15 protein-coding genes are annotated in these 17,461 nt (G+C 59.8%); 4 read left to right on the top strand and 11 right to left on the bottom strand.

Features of this window, described 5'->3' with window-relative positions; translation table 11 throughout:
* Nucleotides 1-89: 89 nt before the first annotated feature.
* The 3 genes from KW849_RS07370 to KW849_RS07360 form a co-directional block, all read right to left on the bottom strand.
* Entirely contained in the window at nucleotides 90-827 is a 738-nt protein-coding gene (locus KW849_RS07370) for an S-methyl-5'-thioinosine phosphorylase (protein ID WP_218428806.1), read from the bottom strand.
* 12 nt (nucleotides 828-839) lie between these two features.
* Nucleotides 840-1,850 (bottom strand): beta-N-acetylhexosaminidase, encoded by a 1,011-nt coding sequence (nagZ, locus tag KW849_RS07365; protein WP_218428805.1) that lies wholly within the window; start codon nucleotides 1,848-1,850, stop codon nucleotides 840-842.
* A gap of 158 nt (nucleotides 1,851-2,008) precedes the next feature.
* Nucleotides 2,009-2,716: a TetR/AcrR family transcriptional regulator gene (locus KW849_RS07360; RefSeq protein ID WP_108219237.1), complete on the bottom strand. Its 708-nt coding sequence runs from the start codon at nucleotides 2,714-2,716 to the stop codon at nucleotides 2,009-2,011.
* A gap of 229 nt (nucleotides 2,717-2,945) precedes the next feature.
* Here KW849_RS07360 and lexA point away from each other — a divergent pair, with 229 nt between their 5' ends.
* Nucleotides 2,946-3,554, top strand: coding sequence for a transcriptional repressor LexA (gene lexA, locus KW849_RS07355; protein WP_007974043.1), 609 nt, complete (start codon nucleotides 2,946-2,948; stop codon nucleotides 3,552-3,554).
* 10 nt (nucleotides 3,555-3,564) lie between these two features.
* Nucleotides 3,565-4,041 (top strand): SOS-induced cell division inhibitor SulA, encoded by a 477-nt coding sequence (gene sulA / locus KW849_RS07350; RefSeq protein WP_218428804.1) that lies wholly within the window; start codon nucleotides 3,565-3,567, stop codon nucleotides 4,039-4,041.
* A 93-nt stretch (nucleotides 4,042-4,134) separates the two neighbouring features.
* Here the strand turns inward: sulA and KW849_RS07345 are convergent, their stop codons facing one another.
* The 7 genes from KW849_RS07345 to KW849_RS07315 form a co-directional block, all read right to left on the bottom strand.
* A complete protein-coding gene (locus KW849_RS07345; RefSeq protein WP_108219236.1) occupies nucleotides 4,135-4,368 on the bottom strand; it encodes a hypothetical protein in 234 nt (77 codons plus the stop codon).
* 94 nt (nucleotides 4,369-4,462) lie between these two features.
* On the bottom strand, nucleotides 4,463-4,987 hold the full coding sequence (locus KW849_RS07340; protein ID WP_218428803.1) for a DUF6586 family protein: 525 nt from the start codon (nucleotides 4,985-4,987) through the stop codon (nucleotides 4,463-4,465).
* A gap of 188 nt (nucleotides 4,988-5,175) precedes the next feature.
* On the bottom strand, nucleotides 5,176-7,803 hold the full coding sequence (gene topA, locus KW849_RS07335) for a type I DNA topoisomerase (protein WP_218428802.1): 2,628 nt from the start codon (nucleotides 7,801-7,803) through the stop codon (nucleotides 5,176-5,178).
* Between the two features lie 114 nt (nucleotides 7,804-7,917).
* Complete coding sequence (locus KW849_RS07330) at nucleotides 7,918-8,154, bottom strand: DUF1653 domain-containing protein (protein ID WP_007986363.1); 237 nt, start codon at nucleotides 8,152-8,154, stop codon at nucleotides 7,918-7,920.
* A gap of 99 nt (nucleotides 8,155-8,253) precedes the next feature.
* Nucleotides 8,254-9,429 (bottom strand): acetyl-CoA C-acyltransferase FadA, encoded by a 1,176-nt coding sequence (fadA, locus tag KW849_RS07325; protein ID WP_218428801.1) that lies wholly within the window; start codon nucleotides 9,427-9,429, stop codon nucleotides 8,254-8,256.
* 29 nt (nucleotides 9,430-9,458) lie between these two features.
* On the bottom strand, nucleotides 9,459-11,606 hold the full coding sequence (gene fadB / locus KW849_RS07320) for a fatty acid oxidation complex subunit alpha FadB (protein ID WP_218428800.1): 2,148 nt from the start codon (nucleotides 11,604-11,606) through the stop codon (nucleotides 9,459-9,461).
* Between the two features lie 625 nt (nucleotides 11,607-12,231).
* Nucleotides 12,232-12,669, bottom strand: coding sequence for a hypothetical protein (locus KW849_RS07315; RefSeq protein ID WP_218428799.1), 438 nt, complete (start codon nucleotides 12,667-12,669; stop codon nucleotides 12,232-12,234).
* Nucleotides 12,670-12,773: 104 nt separating this feature from the next.
* Here KW849_RS07315 and KW849_RS07310 point away from each other — a divergent pair, with 104 nt between their 5' ends.
* Entirely contained in the window at nucleotides 12,774-13,214 is a 441-nt protein-coding gene (locus KW849_RS07310; RefSeq protein ID WP_218428798.1) for a universal stress protein, read from the top strand.
* Between the two features lie 178 nt (nucleotides 13,215-13,392).
* Here KW849_RS07310 and KW849_RS07305 read toward each other — a convergent pair whose 3' ends face one another.
* Complete coding sequence (locus tag KW849_RS07305) at nucleotides 13,393-15,312, bottom strand: ATP-binding cassette domain-containing protein (protein ID WP_218428797.1); 1,920 nt, start codon at nucleotides 15,310-15,312, stop codon at nucleotides 13,393-13,395.
* 215 nt (nucleotides 15,313-15,527) lie between these two features.
* Here KW849_RS07305 and KW849_RS07300 point away from each other — a divergent pair, with 215 nt between their 5' ends.
* Nucleotides 15,528-17,456 carry a transglycosylase SLT domain-containing protein gene (locus KW849_RS07300; RefSeq protein WP_218428796.1) on the top strand — a complete coding sequence of 643 codons (1,929 nt, stop codon included), beginning with the start codon at nucleotides 15,528-15,530 and terminating at the stop codon, nucleotides 17,454-17,456.
* Nucleotides 17,457-17,461: the final 5 nt, after the last annotated feature.

Below are 17,461 nucleotides of genomic sequence, written 5' to 3'. Positions count from 1 at the left end.
GTCCGCGTCGAACACGACTTTTGCGGACACCACTGAACCTGTGGGAGCGAGCTTGCTCGCGATGAAGTCAACTCGGTATCAAGTGGGACTCAGCCCTTGAGCACCCGCGCCAGCGTCGATTTGACCTTGCCCATGCCGTCATGCAACGCCTGCTCGATCTCGGCCATGGTGATCACCGCCGTCGACTTGCCAGCCGCCGGATTCACCACCAGCGCCAGACAGGCGTAATCCAGTTCCAGCTCCCGGGCCAGGGCTGCTTCCGGCATTCCCGTCATGCCGACGATGTCGCAGCCATCGCGCTCCAGCCGGGCGATTTCAGCCACTGTCTCCAGGCGCGGCCCTTGAGTGCACGCATACACGCCATGACTGCTGTAGCCCACACCTTCCGCCGCCAATGCCGCGATCAGTTGCTGGCGCAACGGTTCGCTGTAGGGGTAGCTGAAGTCGATATGGGTGACGTGCTCCAGGTCATCGGCAAAGTAGGTGTGCTCACGACCGCTGGTGTAGTCGATCAACTGATGCGGCACGCAGAAATGTCCCGTGCCCATGGCGGAGTGAATTCCACCCACGGCATTGACTGCAAGAATCGCTTGCGCCCCAGCCTGCTTCAGCGCCCAGAGGTTGGCGCGGTAGTTGACCTGATGCGGCGGAAACCGGTGGGGATGACCGTGACGTGCGAGGAACAGCACTTCCTTGCCGGCATACTCGCCGATCTGAATGTCGGCCGAAGGTGCACCATAAGGCGTGTCCACTGTCAGTGACTGGCGAATGCTCAGGCCTTCGAGCTGAGTCAGGCCAGTGCCACCGATAATCGCGTAAACCGTCATAACGAACAGTCCTTAATCAATCAATTGAGCTTCTTTGAGCGCGCCGACAGCGGCCAGCCAGCGCGGGTCCTGACGGTATTCAGAGTTGGCAAACGACTGGCCGCGCATCCGTGCAATGCGCTCGGAAGGCTTGACCTTCAGACGCTGGGCAGCGCTCAGGGCGAGCTCGGCGGCCGCACGGTCGTTGCACACCAGGCCCATGTCGCAACCGGCAGTCAGCGCAGCTTCAATACGACTGGCGGCATCGCCGACCACGTGGGCGCCTGCCATGGACAGGTCATCGCTGAAAATCACCCCGTCGAATTGCAACTCGCCACGCAAGATATCCTGCAACCAGCGACGGGAAAAACCGGCCGGCTGGGCGTCGACCTGTGGATAGATCACATGGGCCGGCATGACCGCGGCCAGTTGCTTGCTCAATTTGGCAAACGGCACCAGGTCGTTGGCGCGGATCTCATCGAGACTGCGCTCGTCATTCGGGATCGCGACGTGGGAATCCGCTTCCGCCCAGCCGTGGCCGGGGAAGTGCTTGCCGGTGGCCGCCATGCCTGCGCTGTTCATCCCGCGGATGAATGCACCGGCCAATTGAGCGGCGCGCTCCGGGTTACCCTCGAACGAACGGGTACCCACCACCGCGCTGCGCTGGTAATCGAGGTCGAGCACCGGGGCGAAGCTCAGGTCCAGGCCAACGGCCAGCACTTCAGTCGCCATGATCCAGCCGCACTGCTCGGCCAGGTACTCGGCGTTCGGGTTGTCGGCGATGGCGCGCATGGCGGGCAAGCGCACGAAACCCTGACGCAGGCGCTGCACACGACCGCCCTCCTGGTCCACAGCCAGCAACAAGTCGGGACGGACGGCGCGGATTGCCGCACTCAATTCACGCACCTGGCGTGGATGCTCGATGTTACGGGCAAAGATGATCAGGCCACCCACTTCGGGCTGGCGCAACAAGTGGCGATCTTCAGCCGTCAGCCAGGTACCGGCGACGTCCACCATCAACGAGCCTTGCAAGCCAGCAGTCATAAAAATTCCTTGATAACAGAAAACCCGGCCCACACGAATTCGCCGCCAAGGGCATGGCCCGGCAGATTGGCGAGTTCAACGAGGAGCGGGTTCAGAACGAGAGTCGGCATGGGCGGCTAGCTTAGCGGATGTCAGCTGCCGCGCCCACCCATGTGCGGTTATACCTTGGCGGCAACCGGTGTCGATTTGCTGCGTGGACGCAACTGGGCAGTGGCCATGGCCGCGTCAGTCACACCGGATTCGGCACGCATGCCGGCGGCCAGGAATGGCACCATCAGGCGCATGACCTGCTCGATCGAGGTATTCACACCGAAGTCGGTTTCGGCAATCGCCCGCAAGGCCTTGATACCGGACATGCTGAACGCCGCCGCACCCAACATGAAGTGCACGCGCCAGAACAGTTCGATGGGCGGAATACGCGGCGCTGCTTCGTTGACCAGTATCATGTAGCGGCGGAACACCTTGCCGTACATGTCTTCCAGATAACGACGCAAGTGCCCCTGGCTCTGACTGAACGCCAGTCCCAGCAAACGCATGAAGATAGACAGGTCGTTGCCACTGCGCGGCTGCACCACCAGTGCCTGCTCGACGAGGATTTCCAGCAACTCTTCGAGTGTCGGCCTGATTTCAGGTTTGGCCTGACGCCGCTCCAGCTCTTTATCGAGACTGATGCAGAACGGCCCGAGGAACCGCGAGAAAACCGCTTGAATCAACGCTTTCTTCGAACCGAAGTGATAGTTCACCGCCGCCAGGTTGACACCGGCCTTGCTGGTGATCAGGCGCAACGAGGTTTCGGCGAAACCTTTTTCCGCGAACAACTGCTCGGCAGCATCGAGAATGCGTTCAACGGTTTCCGACTGGGCCATGGCTACTCCGCCTGACAAACACTTGTTTGAAACATACGTTTCAGCCTGCGCCTTGTCAAGCCTGGCAGTTCATTTCGAGAATGGTCGGTCAGACATTTAACCACACAACGGCGAAGCTTCAATCCACTGCCTGATTGACCGTCCGGCGGCCACTGAAAAAAGGAGCATTGCCAAGACCGCCCCACTGTATATAATCCCAGTCACTGTATAAAAAAACAGAGCGATCAATATGCTAAAGCTGACGCCACGCCAAGCCGAGATTCTGGCCTTCATCAAACGCTGCCTGGAAGACAACGGCTACCCGCCGACCCGCGCGGAAATCGCTCAGGAACTGGGTTTCAAATCACCCAATGCGGCGGAAGAACACCTCAAGGCACTGGCCCGCAAGGGTGCAATCGAGATGACGCCTGGCGCCTCCCGTGGCATTCGCATCCCCGGCTTCGAAGCCAAGGCCGACGATTCCACCCTGCCGATCATTGGCCGGGTCGCAGCCGGCGCCCCGATTCTTGCGCAGCAACACATCGAAGAGTCCTGCAACATCAATCCCGCCTTCTTCCATCCGCGCGCCGACTACCTGCTGCGCGTCCACGGGATGAGCATGAAGGATGTCGGCATTTTCGACGGCGACCTGCTGGCGGTCCACACCACACGCGAAGCCCGTAACGGCCAGATCGTGGTGGCGCGAATCGGCGACGAAGTGACCGTCAAGCGCTTCAAGCGTGACGGCAGCAAAGTCTGGCTGATCGCCGAGAACCCCGAGTTCGCCCCGATTGAAGTGAACCTTCAAGACCAGGAACTGGTGATCGAAGGCTTGAGTGTCGGCGTCATTCGCCGCTAAAGGAGGCATCATGCAGTTCCCACAGCCAGCACCACAGCAAACCCAACTGCCGTTGTTCGAAGCGTTCATGGCACAGCCATTGGCGCCGATTCTGAAAGACGTAGTCGAGTCCCCCTGGAGCGCCGAACCTGACGTTTTCAGCGAGCTGTCACTACGTGGTGCAGCCGGGAACTGCCTGAGCCTGCTGGCACCGATCCTCAGGGAGTTGAGCCAGGACCAGGATGCACGCTGGCTGACACTGATCGCACCACCCGCCAGCCTGACTCAAGCCTGGCTGCGAGATGCCGGCCTCAACCGCGAACGCATTCTGTTGCTGCAACCGCGGGGTACCCAGAGCGCCCAGCAACTGACCTGCGAAGCGCTACGCCTGGGTCGCAGCCACACGGTGGTCAGCTGGATCAACCCGTTGAGCCCGCAATCGCGGCAACAACTGATCAGCGCCGCCCGCACCGGGGACGCTCAGAGCCTGAATATTCGACTGGGCTGACTGACAGACAAGACGCGTGCTTCACCGCGCAAGGCTTCTCCAGGGACTGAGAAGCCGATGTGTAGCGATATCAAGAAAAACGACAGACGGGGATCAATGAAGCACCCGCGACCCCTCGTCCTTGTCGAATTCGCCTTCAACCATGCGACCGGCCATCTGTACACCGACGCTCAACATCGCCTTGGCGACTTCCACGTGCTGTCCTTGCAGGAACGCCTTGGCGTCCTCGGAGAAATCCAAAGTAACCAGAGAACCCTCGTCCTCGGCCCTGCGCAGCTCGATACGGCCGTCTGGTAACTCGACAATTTCTAGAAAGGACGTTGGCATAAAGGACTGTTCTCCACGAAAGGCGGGGATTATATAGGCATCGCTCGGGTTTCGCTTGGGATCTTGACCAGATGTCATTACCCAAATGTGTATGTCAGCACTCGTTCAACCCTTCACGAAACCGGATCGCCAATGCTTTCAGGTTCTGACGCCAACTCTCCAGCTCCTCCCGACTCAGCTCCTCCGGCGCGTCCTCTTCATCCAGATTGATAGCCTGAATCAGTGGCTGGGTCACGTCCCCTTTCGGCTTGTGCGGCGCGCGCGGCGGCTGAAACAGTGCAGCATGGGCGGCCAGGAGTTTGGCCAGCCAGGTCTCCGGATTATTGGCCAACTCGACCAGCTCAGCCATTTCCGGAATGGCGATGGACTCCAGCACCTCGCGAGTCAGCAATAACTCCGCACGGGGCGCATTGGCCTGAGGCAAGCGATAGTAACCGGCGATTTCGTGACACAGCCCCAACAGCGCGCCGTACAGGTGAAACAGAGCGGATTCGCGTCCCGCCTGGATCAGCGCCAGCGAATTCATCGCCCGCCCCTCTTCAGTGCGGGCCAGCGCTTCGAGCGACAAGCCGGCGAAATAAATCTTCTGATTTGTGCGGGTATACAGTTCGTGGGCCATGACGGCAGCCTCCACAACGAAATAATTGCTTCATGCAGGTTGGACAGTGTCGTGGATCACTCGATCCAACCGCAAGCTCAAAACAAAAAAGGCCGCATGAAAACCCGAAGGTTCTCATGCGGCCTTTTTTTTGTGGCGAGGGAGCTTGCTCCCGCTGGCCGACGGAGTCGGCCCATCAGCCTGCGCGCTTAAGCCTTGGCTGCCGGACGCTTGTCTTCGACCGCCCACTTGCCGCCGTCGTAGAACGCTTTCCAGCCAGTCGGCTTCCCGTCAACCTCGGTCTGCACGTACTGCTCCTTGGTCTTGCGACTGTAACGAATCACAGTCGGGAGGCCATCCGGATCTTTCTTCGGCGCCTCACAGAGGAAGTGATACTTCGGATCGATCTCGTCCTTGTGCGGGACGATTTCAATCACCAGCGGAGCACGAGTCTCGCGGTTTTTCGGGAACTGGCTGGCGGCCAGGAACAAGCCTGATGCACCGTCGCGCAGAATGTAGGTGTCGTTGACCTTTTCGCACTTCAGCTCAGGCATCTTCACCGGATCCATCTTCGGCGGTGCCGCATCGCCGCTCTTCAGCAGTTTGCGCGTGTTCTTGCAGGTCGCGTTGGTGCAACCGAAGAACTTGCCGAAACGGCCGGTCTTGAGCTGCATTTCGCTACCGCACTTGTCGCATTCCAGGCTCGGGCCTTCATAGCCCTTGATGCGATAGGTGCCCTCTTCGATTTCGTAGCCATCGCAATCCGGGTTGTTACCGCAGATGTGCAACTTGCGTTTCTCATCGAGCAGGTAAGCATCCATCGCCGTGCTGCAGATCGGGCAGCGATGCTTGCCACGCAACACCAGCGACTCCGACTCACCCTCGTCGTCCGCGGCGATTTCGTCGCCCGGCACCAGGTTGACGGTGGCCTTGCAGCGCTCTTTCGGCGGCAGGCTGTAGCCCGAGCAACCGAGGAACACGCCGGTCGACGCAGTACGAATCTGCATCGGACGACCGCAGGTGGTGCACGGAATGTCGGTCATCACCGGTTGGTTGGCACGCATGCCGCTTTCCGGGCTTTCGGCTACTTCGAGCTTTTTCTTGAAGTCGCCATAGAACTCGTCGAGCACGTTTTTCCAGTCGCGCTCGCCCTGGGCCACGTCATCGAGATGCTCTTCCATGCCGGCGGTGAAGCCGTAGTCCATCAGGTTGGAGAAGCTCTCGGCCAGACGCTCGGTGACGATATCGCCCATCTTTTCCGAGTAGAAACGACGGTTGTGCAGCGCCACGTAACCGCGGTCCTGGATGGTCGAAATGATCGCTGCGTAGGTCGAAGGACGACCGATGCCGCGTTTTTCCATTTCTTTTACCAGGCTGGCTTCCGAGTAACGCGCCGGTGGCTTGGTGAAGTGCTGGGTCGGATCAAGCTTGATCAGCTTCATCGCGTCGCCCTGGGCCATGTCCGGCAATACATCGTCGTCGCCCGGCTTGGCGATTTGCGGCATGACACGGGTGTAACCGTCAAACTTCAGGATGCGACCCTTGGCGCGCAGCTCGAAGTCGCCGGCACCCACGGTGACGGTGGTCGACAGGTATTGCGCCGGCAGCATCTGGCAAGCGAGGAACTGGCGCCAGATCAGCTCGTAGAGGCGCTCAGCGTCACGCTCCATGCCCGACAGCTTGCTTGGCTCGGTATTGGCGTCGGACGGACGAATCGCTTCGTGAGCCTCTTGTGCGCCTTCCTTGCTGCTGTAGACGTTCGGGGTTTCCGGCAGGTACTTCTTGCCGAACTCACCTTCGATATAGGTACGCGCCATCGCCACGGCATCAACCGAAAGGTTGGTGGAGTCGGTACGCATGTAGGTGATGTAGCCGGCTTCGTACAAACGCTGGGCCATCATCATGGTTTTCTTCACACCAAAGCCCAGGCGGTTGCTTGCGGCCTGTTGCAGGGTGGAAGTGATGAACGGTGCCGACGGCTTGCTGCTGGTCGGCTTGTCTTCACGCTTGACGATGCTGTAGCTGGAGGACTTGAGCTTCTCCAGCGCGGCCATGGCCTGGGCTTCGTTGAGCGGCTTGAACGCTTCGCCTTTTTCGCGAGCGACATCAAAACGCACGGTCGCACCCTTGGCTGTGCCGAGGTCGGCGTGAACTTCCCAGTATTCTTCAGGGATGAACGCACGGATTTCACGTTCGCGTTCGACCACCAGCTTCACGGCAACCGACTGCACGCGACCGGCGGACAGGCCACGAGCGATCTTGGCCCACAGCAGCGGCGAAACCATGTAACCCACGACGCGGTCGAGAAAGCGACGCGCCTGCTGGGCGTTGACGCGGTCGATATCCAGCTCGCCCGGCTTTGAGAAGGCTTCCTGAATCGCCTTCTTGGTGATTTCGTTGAACACCACGCGCTTGTAGCGGCTGTCGTCACCACCGATGGCTTCGCGCAGGTGCCAGGCAATGGCTTCCCCCTCGCGGTCCAAGTCGGTTGCGAGATAGATGGTGTCAGCATCCTTGGCGAGCCGGCGCAGCTCTTCGATGACTTTTTCCTTGCCCGGGAGGATCTCGTACTTGGCTTTCCAGCCATGATCCGGATCGACACCCATGCGCGCGACCAGCTGCTTGCGCGCTTTTTCCTTCGGCGACAGTGCCGGCACTTCACCCGCAGCAGCCTTGCCGCGCTTGGCGGCTGGCTCTTTGCTGGCGCTAGCCGAACCGCTGGTGGGCAGGTCTCGGATATGGCCGATACTCGACTTCACCACGTATTCGTTGCCCAAATACTTGTTGATGGTCTTGGCCTTAGCCGGGGATTCCACAATGACCAGCGATTTGCCCATGGATCAGAAAATTCCTGAATTCGAGAAGTGAAAGGCGATTGGCGCCTGACGCGGCACCGCTATATATAGTGGCAACAAGGTGAGGTCAAGCGCAGGGTATTGCGCGCACTCAGCTTATGGCTTGGTAAAAAGGCTTTCTTCGGCCTGCACCAAAGCAAAGCGTGGCACCTGTTCGCCGTCAACCTCGACGGACTCCAGGAACATGCTCAAGGGACGCACCCAAAAGCCGTAATCGCCATACAGGGCTTGATAGAAGACCACTTCTTCTTCGGTTTCCGAATGTCGCGCGACACTGAATACGCGGTACTGCGGACCTTTGTAATGTTGGTAGAGCCCAGGTTGTATCGGCATGCTTTGGCCCTCACTCAAATGTTTTCAAAATAAAAACAAAAATAAATCCGGAAAAACAAAAACCGGGGCACTTGGCCCCGGCTTCCATCAGCGAGACGCTTAAACGCGTTCGAAGACGGTGGAGATGCCTTGGCCGAGACCAATGCACATGGTGGCCACCCCGAAGGTGCCGCCATTCTGCTTCATCACGTTGAGCAAAGTGCCGGAGATACGCGCACCGGAGCAACCGAACGGGTGGCCCAGAGCGATCGCGCCACCGTGCAGGTTAACCTTCTCGTTCATCTTGTCGAGCACTTTCAGATCTTTCAGCACTGGCAGGGCCTGTGCGGCGAAAGCTTCGTTGAGCTCGAAGAAGTCGATGTCGGAGATGCCCAGACCCGCGCGCTTCAGTGCTTTTTGTGTGGCCGGTACTGGACCATAGCCCATGATGGCCGGATCCACACCTGCCACCGCCATCGAACGGATCACCGCCAGAGGCTGGATGCCCAGGTCTTGTGCGCGTTGCGCCGACATCACGATCATGCACGAGGCACCATCGGTGATCTGCGACGAGGTACCGGCGGTCACGGTGCCACCCTTCGGATTGAACGCCGGCTTCAGGGCCGCCAGACTTTCCAGGGTGGTTTCCGGACGAATGGTTTCGTCGAAGTCGAAGGTTTTCAGGAAACCGTTCTCGTCGTAGCCCTGCATCGGGATGATTTCGTCTTTGAACTTGCCTTCCACGGTCGCCTTGTGGGCGAGTTGGTGGGAGCGCACGCCGAAAGCATCCTGCTGCTCGCGAGTGATACCGTGCATTTTACCCAGCATTTCCGCGGTCAGGCCCATCATGCCCGAGGCTTTCGCCGCGTACAGCGACATGTGCGGGTTCGGATCGACACCGTGCATCATGCTCACATGCCCCATATGCTCGACGCCGCCCACCACGAAAACGTCACCGTTACCGGTCATGATCGCTTGCGCAGCAGTGTGCAGGGCACTCATCGACGAACCACACAGGCGGCTGACGGTCTGGCCGGCCGAGGTGTGCGGGATCTGGGTCATCAGCGACGCCATGCGCGCGATGTTCCAGCCCTGCTCCAGGGTCTGGTTAACGCAGCCCCAGATCACGTCTTCGACTTCGCTCGGGTCAACCTTGACGTTGCGTTCCAGCAGTTTGCTGATCAGGTGCGCCGACATGTCTTCGGCACGGGTGTTGCGGTGCATGCCGCCCTTGGAGCGGCCCATCGGAGTACGACCGAAGTCGACAATCACGACGTCTCTAGGATTCAAGCTCATAAGTTCACTCTCACTCTAGTTGGGGGCGCTTAACCGAAGAAGCTATGGCCGTTCTTGGCCATTTCGCGCAGCTTCGCGGTCGGGTGGTACAGCGCGCCCAAATCAGCGTACTGGTCGGCCAGGGCAACGAACTCTGCCACACCGAGCGAGTCGATGTAGCGCAGCGCACCGCCACGGAATGGAGGGAAACCAATACCGTAGACCAGACCCATGTCGGCTTCGGCAGCGGTTTCGACGATGCCGTCTTCCAGGCAGCGCACGGTTTCCAGGCACAGCGGGATCATCATCCAGTTGATGATGTCTTCGTCGGTGACTTCGCGCTGCTCGTAAACGATCGGCTTGAGCACTTCCAGCACCGACGGATCGGCGACTTTCTTCTGCTTGCCCTTCTTGTCGGTCTCGTAGGCGTAGAAGCCCTTGCCATTCTTCTGGCCCAGGCGCTTGGCTTCGTAGAGCACGTCAACGGCCGAACGACGGTCGTCCTTCATGCGGTCCGGGAAACCTTCAGCCATCACGTCACGACCGTGGTGGCCGGTGTCGATGCCGACCACGTCCATCAGGTAGGCCGGGCCCATTGGCCAGCCGAACTTTTCCATGATCTTGTCGATACGGACGAAGTCCACACCGGCGCTGACCAGCTTGGCGAAACCGCCGAAGTACGGGAACAGGACGCGGTTGACCAGGAAGCCCGGGCAATCGTTGACGACGATCGGGTTCTTGCCCATTTTCTTGGCGTAGGCAACGGTGGTGGCAACCGCCAGCTCACTGGACTTCTCGCCACGGATGACTTCCACCAGCGGCATCATGTGCACCGGGTTGAAGAAGTGCATGCCGACAAAGTTTTCCGGACGCTTGAGGGCCTTGGCCAGCAAGGTGATGGAAATGGTCGAAGTGTTGGACGCGAGGATGGTGTCCTCTTTGACCTTGTCTTCCACTTCAGCCAGTACAGCCTGCTTGACCTTAGGGTTCTCTACGACCGCTTCGACCACCAGGTCCACGTGACCGAAATCACCGTACGACAGGGTTGGACGGATGCCGTTGAGCACTTCAGCCATTTTCGCGGCGGTCATGCGACCTTTATCAACGCGGCCAACCAGCAGTTTGGCAGCTTCGGCCAGACCCTGCTCGATACCGTGCTCGTTGATGTCCTTCATCAGGATCGGCGTACCTTTGGAAGCCGACTGATAGGCGATACCGCCACCCATGATGCCGGCGCCGAGTACGGCGGCCTGCTTCACGTCCTTGGCGATTTCGTCGTAAGCCTTGGCCTTTTTCTTCAGTTCCTGATCGTTCAGGAACAAGCCGATCAGGCTCTGCGCGGCCGAGGTCTTGGCCAGCTTGACGAAACCGGCAGCTTCGATTTCCAGCGCCTTGTCGCGACCGAAGTTCGCGGCTTTCTGGATGGTCTTGATCGCTTCAACCGGCGCCGGGTAGTTCGGGCCAGCCTGGCCGGCCACGAAACCTTTGGCGGTTTCGAAAGCCATCATTTGTTCGATGGCGTTGAGCTTGAGCTTTTCCAGCTTCGGCTGGCGCTTGGCCTTGTAGTCGAACTCACCGGAAATGGCGCGTTTGACCAGTTCCAGCGCGGCATCCTGCAACTGCTCAGGAGCAACCACTGCGTCGACAGCGCCAACTTTCAGCGCATCTTCAGGACGGTTTTCCTTGCCGGCGGCAATCCACTCGATGGCATTGTCGGCACCGATCAGGCGCGGCAGGCGCACAGTGCCGCCGAAGCCCGGGTAGATGCCCAGCTTGACTTCCGGCAGACCGATCTTGGCGTTGGTGGACATGACGCGGTAGTCCGCCGCCAGGCACATTTCCAGACCGCCACCCAGCGCGATGCCGTTGATTGCGGCGACGGTCGGGACGTCGAGGTCTTCGAAATCGCTGAAAATCCTGTTGGCTTCGAGGTTGCCAGCAACAAGTTCTGCATCCGGCAGCTTGAAGTTGTCGACAAATTCGGTGATGTCGGCGCCGACGATGAATACGTCCTTGCCACTGCTGACGATCACGCCCTTGATCGAAGCATCTGCCTTGATGGTGTCTACGGCCTGACGCAGTTCGTTCAGGGTTAGACGGTTGAACTTGTTGACGGACTCACCCTTGAGGTCGAACTTCAGTTCGACGATGCCACTTTCAAGAGCCTTAACCGTGATGGCTTTACCTTCGTAAATCATCAACTGATCTCCACGATATGGAAGCTGAACAGTACACGTCGGACGCAGGCGAATGGCTTGGCAGGGACGTTGATCGTCAATGCTACGCCCATTCCCCCGGCACACCCGCCAACGCGATAGTCGGGATTCTGTAGGAGCGGTCTGAAATACAAACGCTCAATTCATACGCCCGTTTGATTTGGGTACGTCACCTTCACGGAATTTCCGACAATTGTCAATCGCCTGAAAAACGGGTTGAAACGCGACTTTCCGGTCATTTCCGTACTGCGAAGACCTTAAACACGCTTGAGTATGCAAGGTCATTCATAGAATCAATTGTTAGAAAATTCGCCCTAATTCGCTGCAGCCCGTGTTTAACACGCTACGCTGGCGGAACCAGGGGAAAAAGTTGAACGCTTTGGCGAATGCCCAGCGTAAGATCAGCCCACACCGTTTTACCGGCCTGCCTGGCCAACCCGCCCGATGATTGATGTCGGGCTTTTTATTGCCTGATCGCTTCCTGTAGGAGCGAGCTCGCTCGCGATGAACGTCAACGATGACGCTGTTAGCCTGACACCCCGCGGAGCCCTCAGGTTCATCGCGAGCAATCGAGCGTCGACCGGCTGCTCCTACAAGGGATCGGGTTTCAGGCGAGGGCTTTGAGGATGGCGTCGATCTGTTGCAACACCTCGGCCTCGCCCTTCTCGCCCCAATACAAGGCGATTATTTGCTTGTCGGCCTCGACCTTGAAGACATTGCCTGGCAATTTTTCGAAATGATCGAGCAGCGTCCGTTCTTCACAGATTTCCTGCCACTGATTGACCCAGACACCCGGTGATTTTTGCCAGTAACTCCAGCACGCCGGCTGACTACCGCGTCGCGGGCGATGGTACTGCGCACAGGGGCTTGGCGGCTCCTGGCTCAGCCAGTGCGGCCATTGCTGAGGTGCCAGTTGCATGGCCAGGCCGATGCGCCGGGCCTCCATCCGCAGGGCGATGCGCCCGCTCTGGGCACGTGAGGGGCGCAACCATGCCAGCGGGCTGAGTACCACCAGCAGGATTGACACCACTATCCACACCGTCATATCTGTACTCCCGATTCTTGATGAGCCCATTGTGTCACTTTTGAACCAATGCGCTTGAAACCAGCCATACTTACCAATATTGCATCCCTCAGGAGGAGCACCTCATGCCCTACAACCATATTCTGGTCGCTGTAGATCTGACCGAAGAGTGCGACCCTGTGATCCACCGCGCTCGTGAACTGTCGGTGAGCAACGGCGCGAAATTGTCACTGGTGCACATTGTCGAGCCGATGGCGATGGCCTTCGGCGGCGACGTGCCGATGGACCTGTCACAACTGCAACAGCAGCAGTTCGATCAGGCCAAGGAGCGACTGGAGCGCCTCAAGCACAAATACGCCGAACTCGAAGGCGCCAACTGCCACCTGACCTACGGCCAGCCACGCCAGGAAATTCACCACATGGCCAAGGAGCAAACCTGCGACCTGATCGTGGTGGGCAGCCATGGCCGGCATGGCCTGGCACTGCTGCTGGGCTCCACCGCCAATGACGTGCTGCATGGCGCGCCTTGCGACGTGCTAGCGGTGCGCCTGCAAACCAAAAGCTGACAACACGCGAGCGCCGGGCTTTTCGCATGGAATGCGATCTATAGGTCGACATGAACTCACTGTAGGAGCGTCGACCGGCTGCTCCTACAGGGAATCCATTTCAAGCAACAGATCGCATTGCATATGAAAAGCCCGGCGTTCATCACTGAACGCCGGGCTTTTTTTATTACGGGATCAATCAGGCATCCAGTTCGGCCCAACGCTCGACCATGATCTCGAGCTCAGCCTGCAACTGCTCCAGCTGAGCAATCACCGCAGCCGTTTCGGCAGCAGGACGCTGATAGAAGCCCGCATCCGCCATCTGTGCTTCAACGGCGGCGATCTGTTGCTCCATGGCTTCGATCTGCCCCGGCAACGCTTCCAGTTCGCGCTGCAACTTGTAGCTGAGCTTTTTCTTCGCTACTGGCGCTTCGACGGCCGCCGCAACCGGCGCAGGCTCGGCCTTCACCACCGCAGAATTCAGGTCGGCCTTGCCGGATTTGCTTTCGGTCACGCCCAGCAGGCGCGGCGAGCCGCCCTGACGCAGCCAGTCCTGGTAGCCACCGACGTACTCGCGAACCTTGCCTTCACCTTCGAAAACCAGAGTGCTGGTGACCACGTTGTCGAGGAATGCCCGGTCGTGGCTGACCATCAGCACGGTGCCATTGAAGGTCAGCAAGACTTCTTCGAGCAGTTCGAGGGTTTCAACGTCGAGGTCGTTGGTCGGTTCGTCGAGTACCAGCAGGTTCGCCGGCTTGCTGAACAACTTGGCCAGCAACAGACGGGCACGCTCACCACCGGACAGCGCCTTGACCGGCGTGCGGGCACGCTGCGGGCTGAACAGGAAGTCGCCGAGGTAGCTCAGCACATGACGGCTCTGACCATCGATATCGATGAAGTCGCGTCCTTCGGCCACGTTGTCGATTACGGTTTTTTCCAGATCCAGTTGATGGCGCAACTGGTCGAAGTAGGCGACATCGATCCGGGTGCCTTCTTCCACTTTGCCGCTGGTCGGTTGCAGGCCGCTGAGCATCAGCTTCAGCAGCGTGGTCTTGCCGGTACCGTTGGCACCGAGCAGACCGATACGGTCGCCGCGCTGCAGCACCATCGAGAAGTCCTTGATCAGGAACGGGCCGCCCGGGTGAGCGAAGCTCACGTTCTCGAGCACCATCACTTGCTTGCCGGACTTGTCGGCAGTGTCCAGCTGGATATTGGCCTTGCCGGTACGCTCACGACGCTCACTGCGCTCGACACGCAGGGCCTTGAGGGCACGCACGCGGCCTTCGTTACGGGTGCGACGGGCCTTGATACCCTGGCGAATCCACACTTCTTCCTGGGCCAGGCGCTTGTCGAACAACGCGTTGGCGGTGGCTTCGGCAGCGAGTTCGGCTTCCTTGTGCACGAGGAAACTGGCGTAGTCGCCGTTCCAGTCGATCAGGCCGCCGCGATCCAGTTCGAGGATGCGGGTGGCCAGGTTCTGCAGGAAAGAACGGTCGTGCGTGATGAACAGCACGGCGCCCTGGAAATCCTTCAGTGCTTCTTCAAGCCAGGCGATGGCACCGATGTCCAGGTGGTTGGTCGGCTCGTCGAGCAGCAGCAGGTCCGGCTCGGACACCAGGGCCTGGGCCAGCAGCACGCGACGACGCCAGCCGCCGGACAACTCGGCGAGGGTCTTGTCGGCCGGCAGTTGCAGGCGGCTCAAGGTGCTGTCGACCAGGGTCTGCAAGCGCCAGCCATCGCGGGCTTCGAGGTTGTGCTGGACGTGCATCAGCTTGTCCAGATCGGCGTCGGTGACGATGTTCTGGCTCAGGTGGTGATATTCGGCGAGCAACGCACCGACGCCGTCCAGGCCTTCGGCCACCACGTCGAACACGGTCCGCTCGTCGGCCACCGGCAATTCTTGCGGCAATTCGCCGATTTTCAGACCGGGGGCACGCCAAACGGAGCCGTCATCGGGCTTCTGGTCGCCCTTGACGAGCTTCATCATGCTGGACTTGCCAGTGCCGTTGCGGCCGATGATGCACACCCGCTCACCACGGGCGATCTGCCAGGACACCTTGTCCAACAACGGCATAGCGCCGAAAGCAAGGGACACATCGCTGAATTTGAGCAGGGTCATGAGCTTCTCCAAAAACCGGGCGCGCATTCTACCTGACTTGAGGCTTCAGAAGGCCGGCAATTTCACTGTCGCAGCACTCTGAACGACAAATGTTGCGAACTGATGCGCTCAGACCCGCAAAGCTTTCACCGGCTGCTGGCAAAAGGCTAAGCTACAGACAATTCAGTGCGGGCCTGGCCCGCGCTTGTCATGATTTTTCTCTGCCCGGACGTCTCATGCGCAGTCGCCTTTTCAATCTTTTATCTGTTTTTTTACTGTCTGCCGCTGCCGTCCAATCCGCCCAGGCGGTGGACCTGTCCACCCAACGCCAGTATTACGATGAAGCCAAACGCGCACTGGCCAAGGGCGACAGTGGCCCGTATTTCCGTTACAGCCAGGCCCTCGCCGATTATCCGCTGGAACCCTACCTGGCCTACGACGAACTGACCGCGCGACTGAAAACCGCGAGCAACGCCGAAATCGAGAAATTCCTCGCCGAACACGGCGACCTGCCCCAGGCCAACTGGATGAAACTGCGCTGGTTGCGCTGGCTGGCGGATCGGGGCGACTGGGCGACCTTCGTCAAGTATTACGACCCGAAAATGAACTTCACCGAACTGGACTGCCTGAATGCGCAGTACCAGCTCAGCCACAATCTCAAGGCCGAAGGTAATGCCAACGCCGAAAAACTCTGGCTGACCGGCAAATCCCAACCCGAAGCCTGTGACACGCTGTTCGGCATATGGGCCGCCGAGGGTCAGTTGACCGAACAAAAACGCTGGGAGCGCACCAAACTCGCCGCCCAGGCGCGCAACTACCCGCTGGCCAACAGCCTGATCAACGGCATGACCACCCTCGCCCCTCGCGGTCGCTTGCTGGTGGACGTCGCGCAGAAACCGGAACTGCTCAACCAGTCGTCTCGCTTCACCCCGGCCGACGAAGCCATGTCCGATGTGGTCAGCCTCGGCCTGCGCCGCCTGGCTCGCCAGGACCCGGACAAGGCCATGGACCTGCTCGACGGTTACGCCAGTAGCATGCACTTCTCCCGGGATGAAAAGGTGGCGATCGCCCGGGAAATCGGTCTGACCCTCGCACGACGCTTCGACAGCCGTGCGCTGGATGTCATGACCAAATACGACCCCGAGCTGCGCGACAACACCGTTTCCGAATGGCGCTTGCGCCTGCTCCTGCGCCTGGCGCGCTGGGACGACGCCTATCAGTTGACCCGCCGCCTGCCCCAGGACCTGGCCACCACCAACCGCTGGCGTTACTGGCAGGCCCGCAGCCTGGAACTGGCGCAACCGCAGAATCCGGAAGCGCAGACGCTCTATAAAAGCCTGGCCCGCGAACGCGACTTCTATGGTTTCCTCGCCGCCGATCGCTCGCAGTCGCCCTACTCTTTGCTCAACAAGCCGCTGGTGCTCAGTCAGGCCACCATCAACAAGGTGCGTAACACGCCCGGCGTGCGCCGCGCCCTGGAACTGCACGCCCGCGGGCAGATCGTCGATGGCCGCCGTGAGTGGTACTACGTCAGCCGTCACTTCAGCCGCGACGAAATGGTCGCCCAGGCCAAACTGGCCTACGACCTGAAATGGTACTTCCCGGCGATCCGCACCATCAGCCAGGCGCAGTATTGGGATGACCTGGATATCCGCTTCCCGATGGCCCACCGCGAGACCCTGGTGCGTGAAGCGAAGAGCCGCGGCCTGCATCCGAGCTGGGCGTTCGCCATCACCCGCCAGGAAAGTGCGTTCATGGACGACGCCCGCTCCGGGGTCGGCGCCTCGGGCCTGATGCAACTGATGCCCGCCACCGCCAAGGAAACCGCACGCAAGTTCAGTATTCCCTATAGCTCGCCACAGCAACTGCTGAATCCGGACAAGAACATCCAGCTCGGTGCCGCCTACCTGAGCCAGGTGCACAGCCAGTTCAACGGCAACCGCGTCCTCGCCTCCGCCGCCTACAACGCCGGCCCCGGCCGCGTACGCCAATGGCTGCGTGGTGCGGACCACCTGAGTTTCGACGTGTGGGTGGAAAGCATCCCGTTCGACGAAACACGCCAGTACGTGCAAAACGTGTTGTCGTACTCGGTGATCTACGGTCAGAAGCTCAATGCGCCACAGCCGATCGTGGATTGGCATGAGCGGTTTTTCGACGATCAATGATTCAA

The sequence above is a fragment of the Pseudomonas sp. PDM26 genome (genome assembly GCF_019219185.1).
Taxonomy (GTDB): domain Bacteria; phylum Pseudomonadota; class Gammaproteobacteria; order Pseudomonadales; family Pseudomonadaceae; genus Aquipseudomonas.
The sequence above is the reverse complement of the archived record's forward strand: the minus strand, read 5'-3'. Positions and strand labels throughout refer to the sequence as shown.

Bases quoted from the DNA above. Each gene is read 5' to 3' on its own strand.
- KW849_RS07370 (WP_218428806.1), bottom strand. From the start codon at position 827: ATGACGGTTTACGCGATTATCGGTGGCACTGGCCTGACTCAGCTCGAA.
- nagZ (WP_218428805.1), bottom strand. From the start codon at position 1,850: ATGACTGCTGGCTTGCAAGGCTCGTTGATGGTGGACGTCGCCGGTACC.
- KW849_RS07360 (WP_108219237.1), bottom strand. From the start codon at position 2,716: ATGGCCCAGTCGGAAACCGTTGAACGCATTCTCGATGCTGCCGAGCAG.
- lexA (WP_007974043.1), top strand. From the start codon at position 2,946: ATGCTAAAGCTGACGCCACGCCAAGCCGAGATTCTGGCCTTCATCAAA.
- sulA (WP_218428804.1), top strand. From the start codon at position 3,565: ATGCAGTTCCCACAGCCAGCACCACAGCAAACCCAACTGCCGTTGTTC.
- KW849_RS07345 (WP_108219236.1), bottom strand. From the start codon at position 4,368: ATGCCAACGTCCTTTCTAGAAATTGTCGAGTTACCAGACGGCCGTATC.
- KW849_RS07340 (WP_218428803.1), bottom strand. From the start codon at position 4,987: ATGGCCCACGAACTGTATACCCGCACAAATCAGAAGATTTATTTCGCC.
- topA (WP_218428802.1), bottom strand. From the start codon at position 7,803: ATGGGCAAATCGCTGGTCATTGTGGAATCCCCGGCTAAGGCCAAGACC.
- KW849_RS07330 (WP_007986363.1), bottom strand. From the start codon at position 8,154: ATGCCGATACAACCTGGGCTCTACCAACATTACAAAGGTCCGCAGTAC.
- fadA (WP_218428801.1), bottom strand. From the start codon at position 9,429: ATGAGCTTGAATCCTAGAGACGTCGTGATTGTCGACTTCGGTCGTACT.
- fadB (WP_218428800.1), bottom strand. From the start codon at position 11,606: ATGATTTACGAAGGTAAAGCCATCACGGTTAAGGCTCTTGAAAGTGGC.
- KW849_RS07315 (WP_218428799.1), bottom strand. From the start codon at position 12,669: ATGACGGTGTGGATAGTGGTGTCAATCCTGCTGGTGGTACTCAGCCCG.
- KW849_RS07310 (WP_218428798.1), top strand. From the start codon at position 12,774: ATGCCCTACAACCATATTCTGGTCGCTGTAGATCTGACCGAAGAGTGC.
- KW849_RS07305 (WP_218428797.1), bottom strand. From the start codon at position 15,312: ATGACCCTGCTCAAATTCAGCGATGTGTCCCTTGCTTTCGGCGCTATG.
- KW849_RS07300 (WP_218428796.1), top strand. From the start codon at position 15,528: ATGCGCAGTCGCCTTTTCAATCTTTTATCTGTTTTTTTACTGTCTGCC.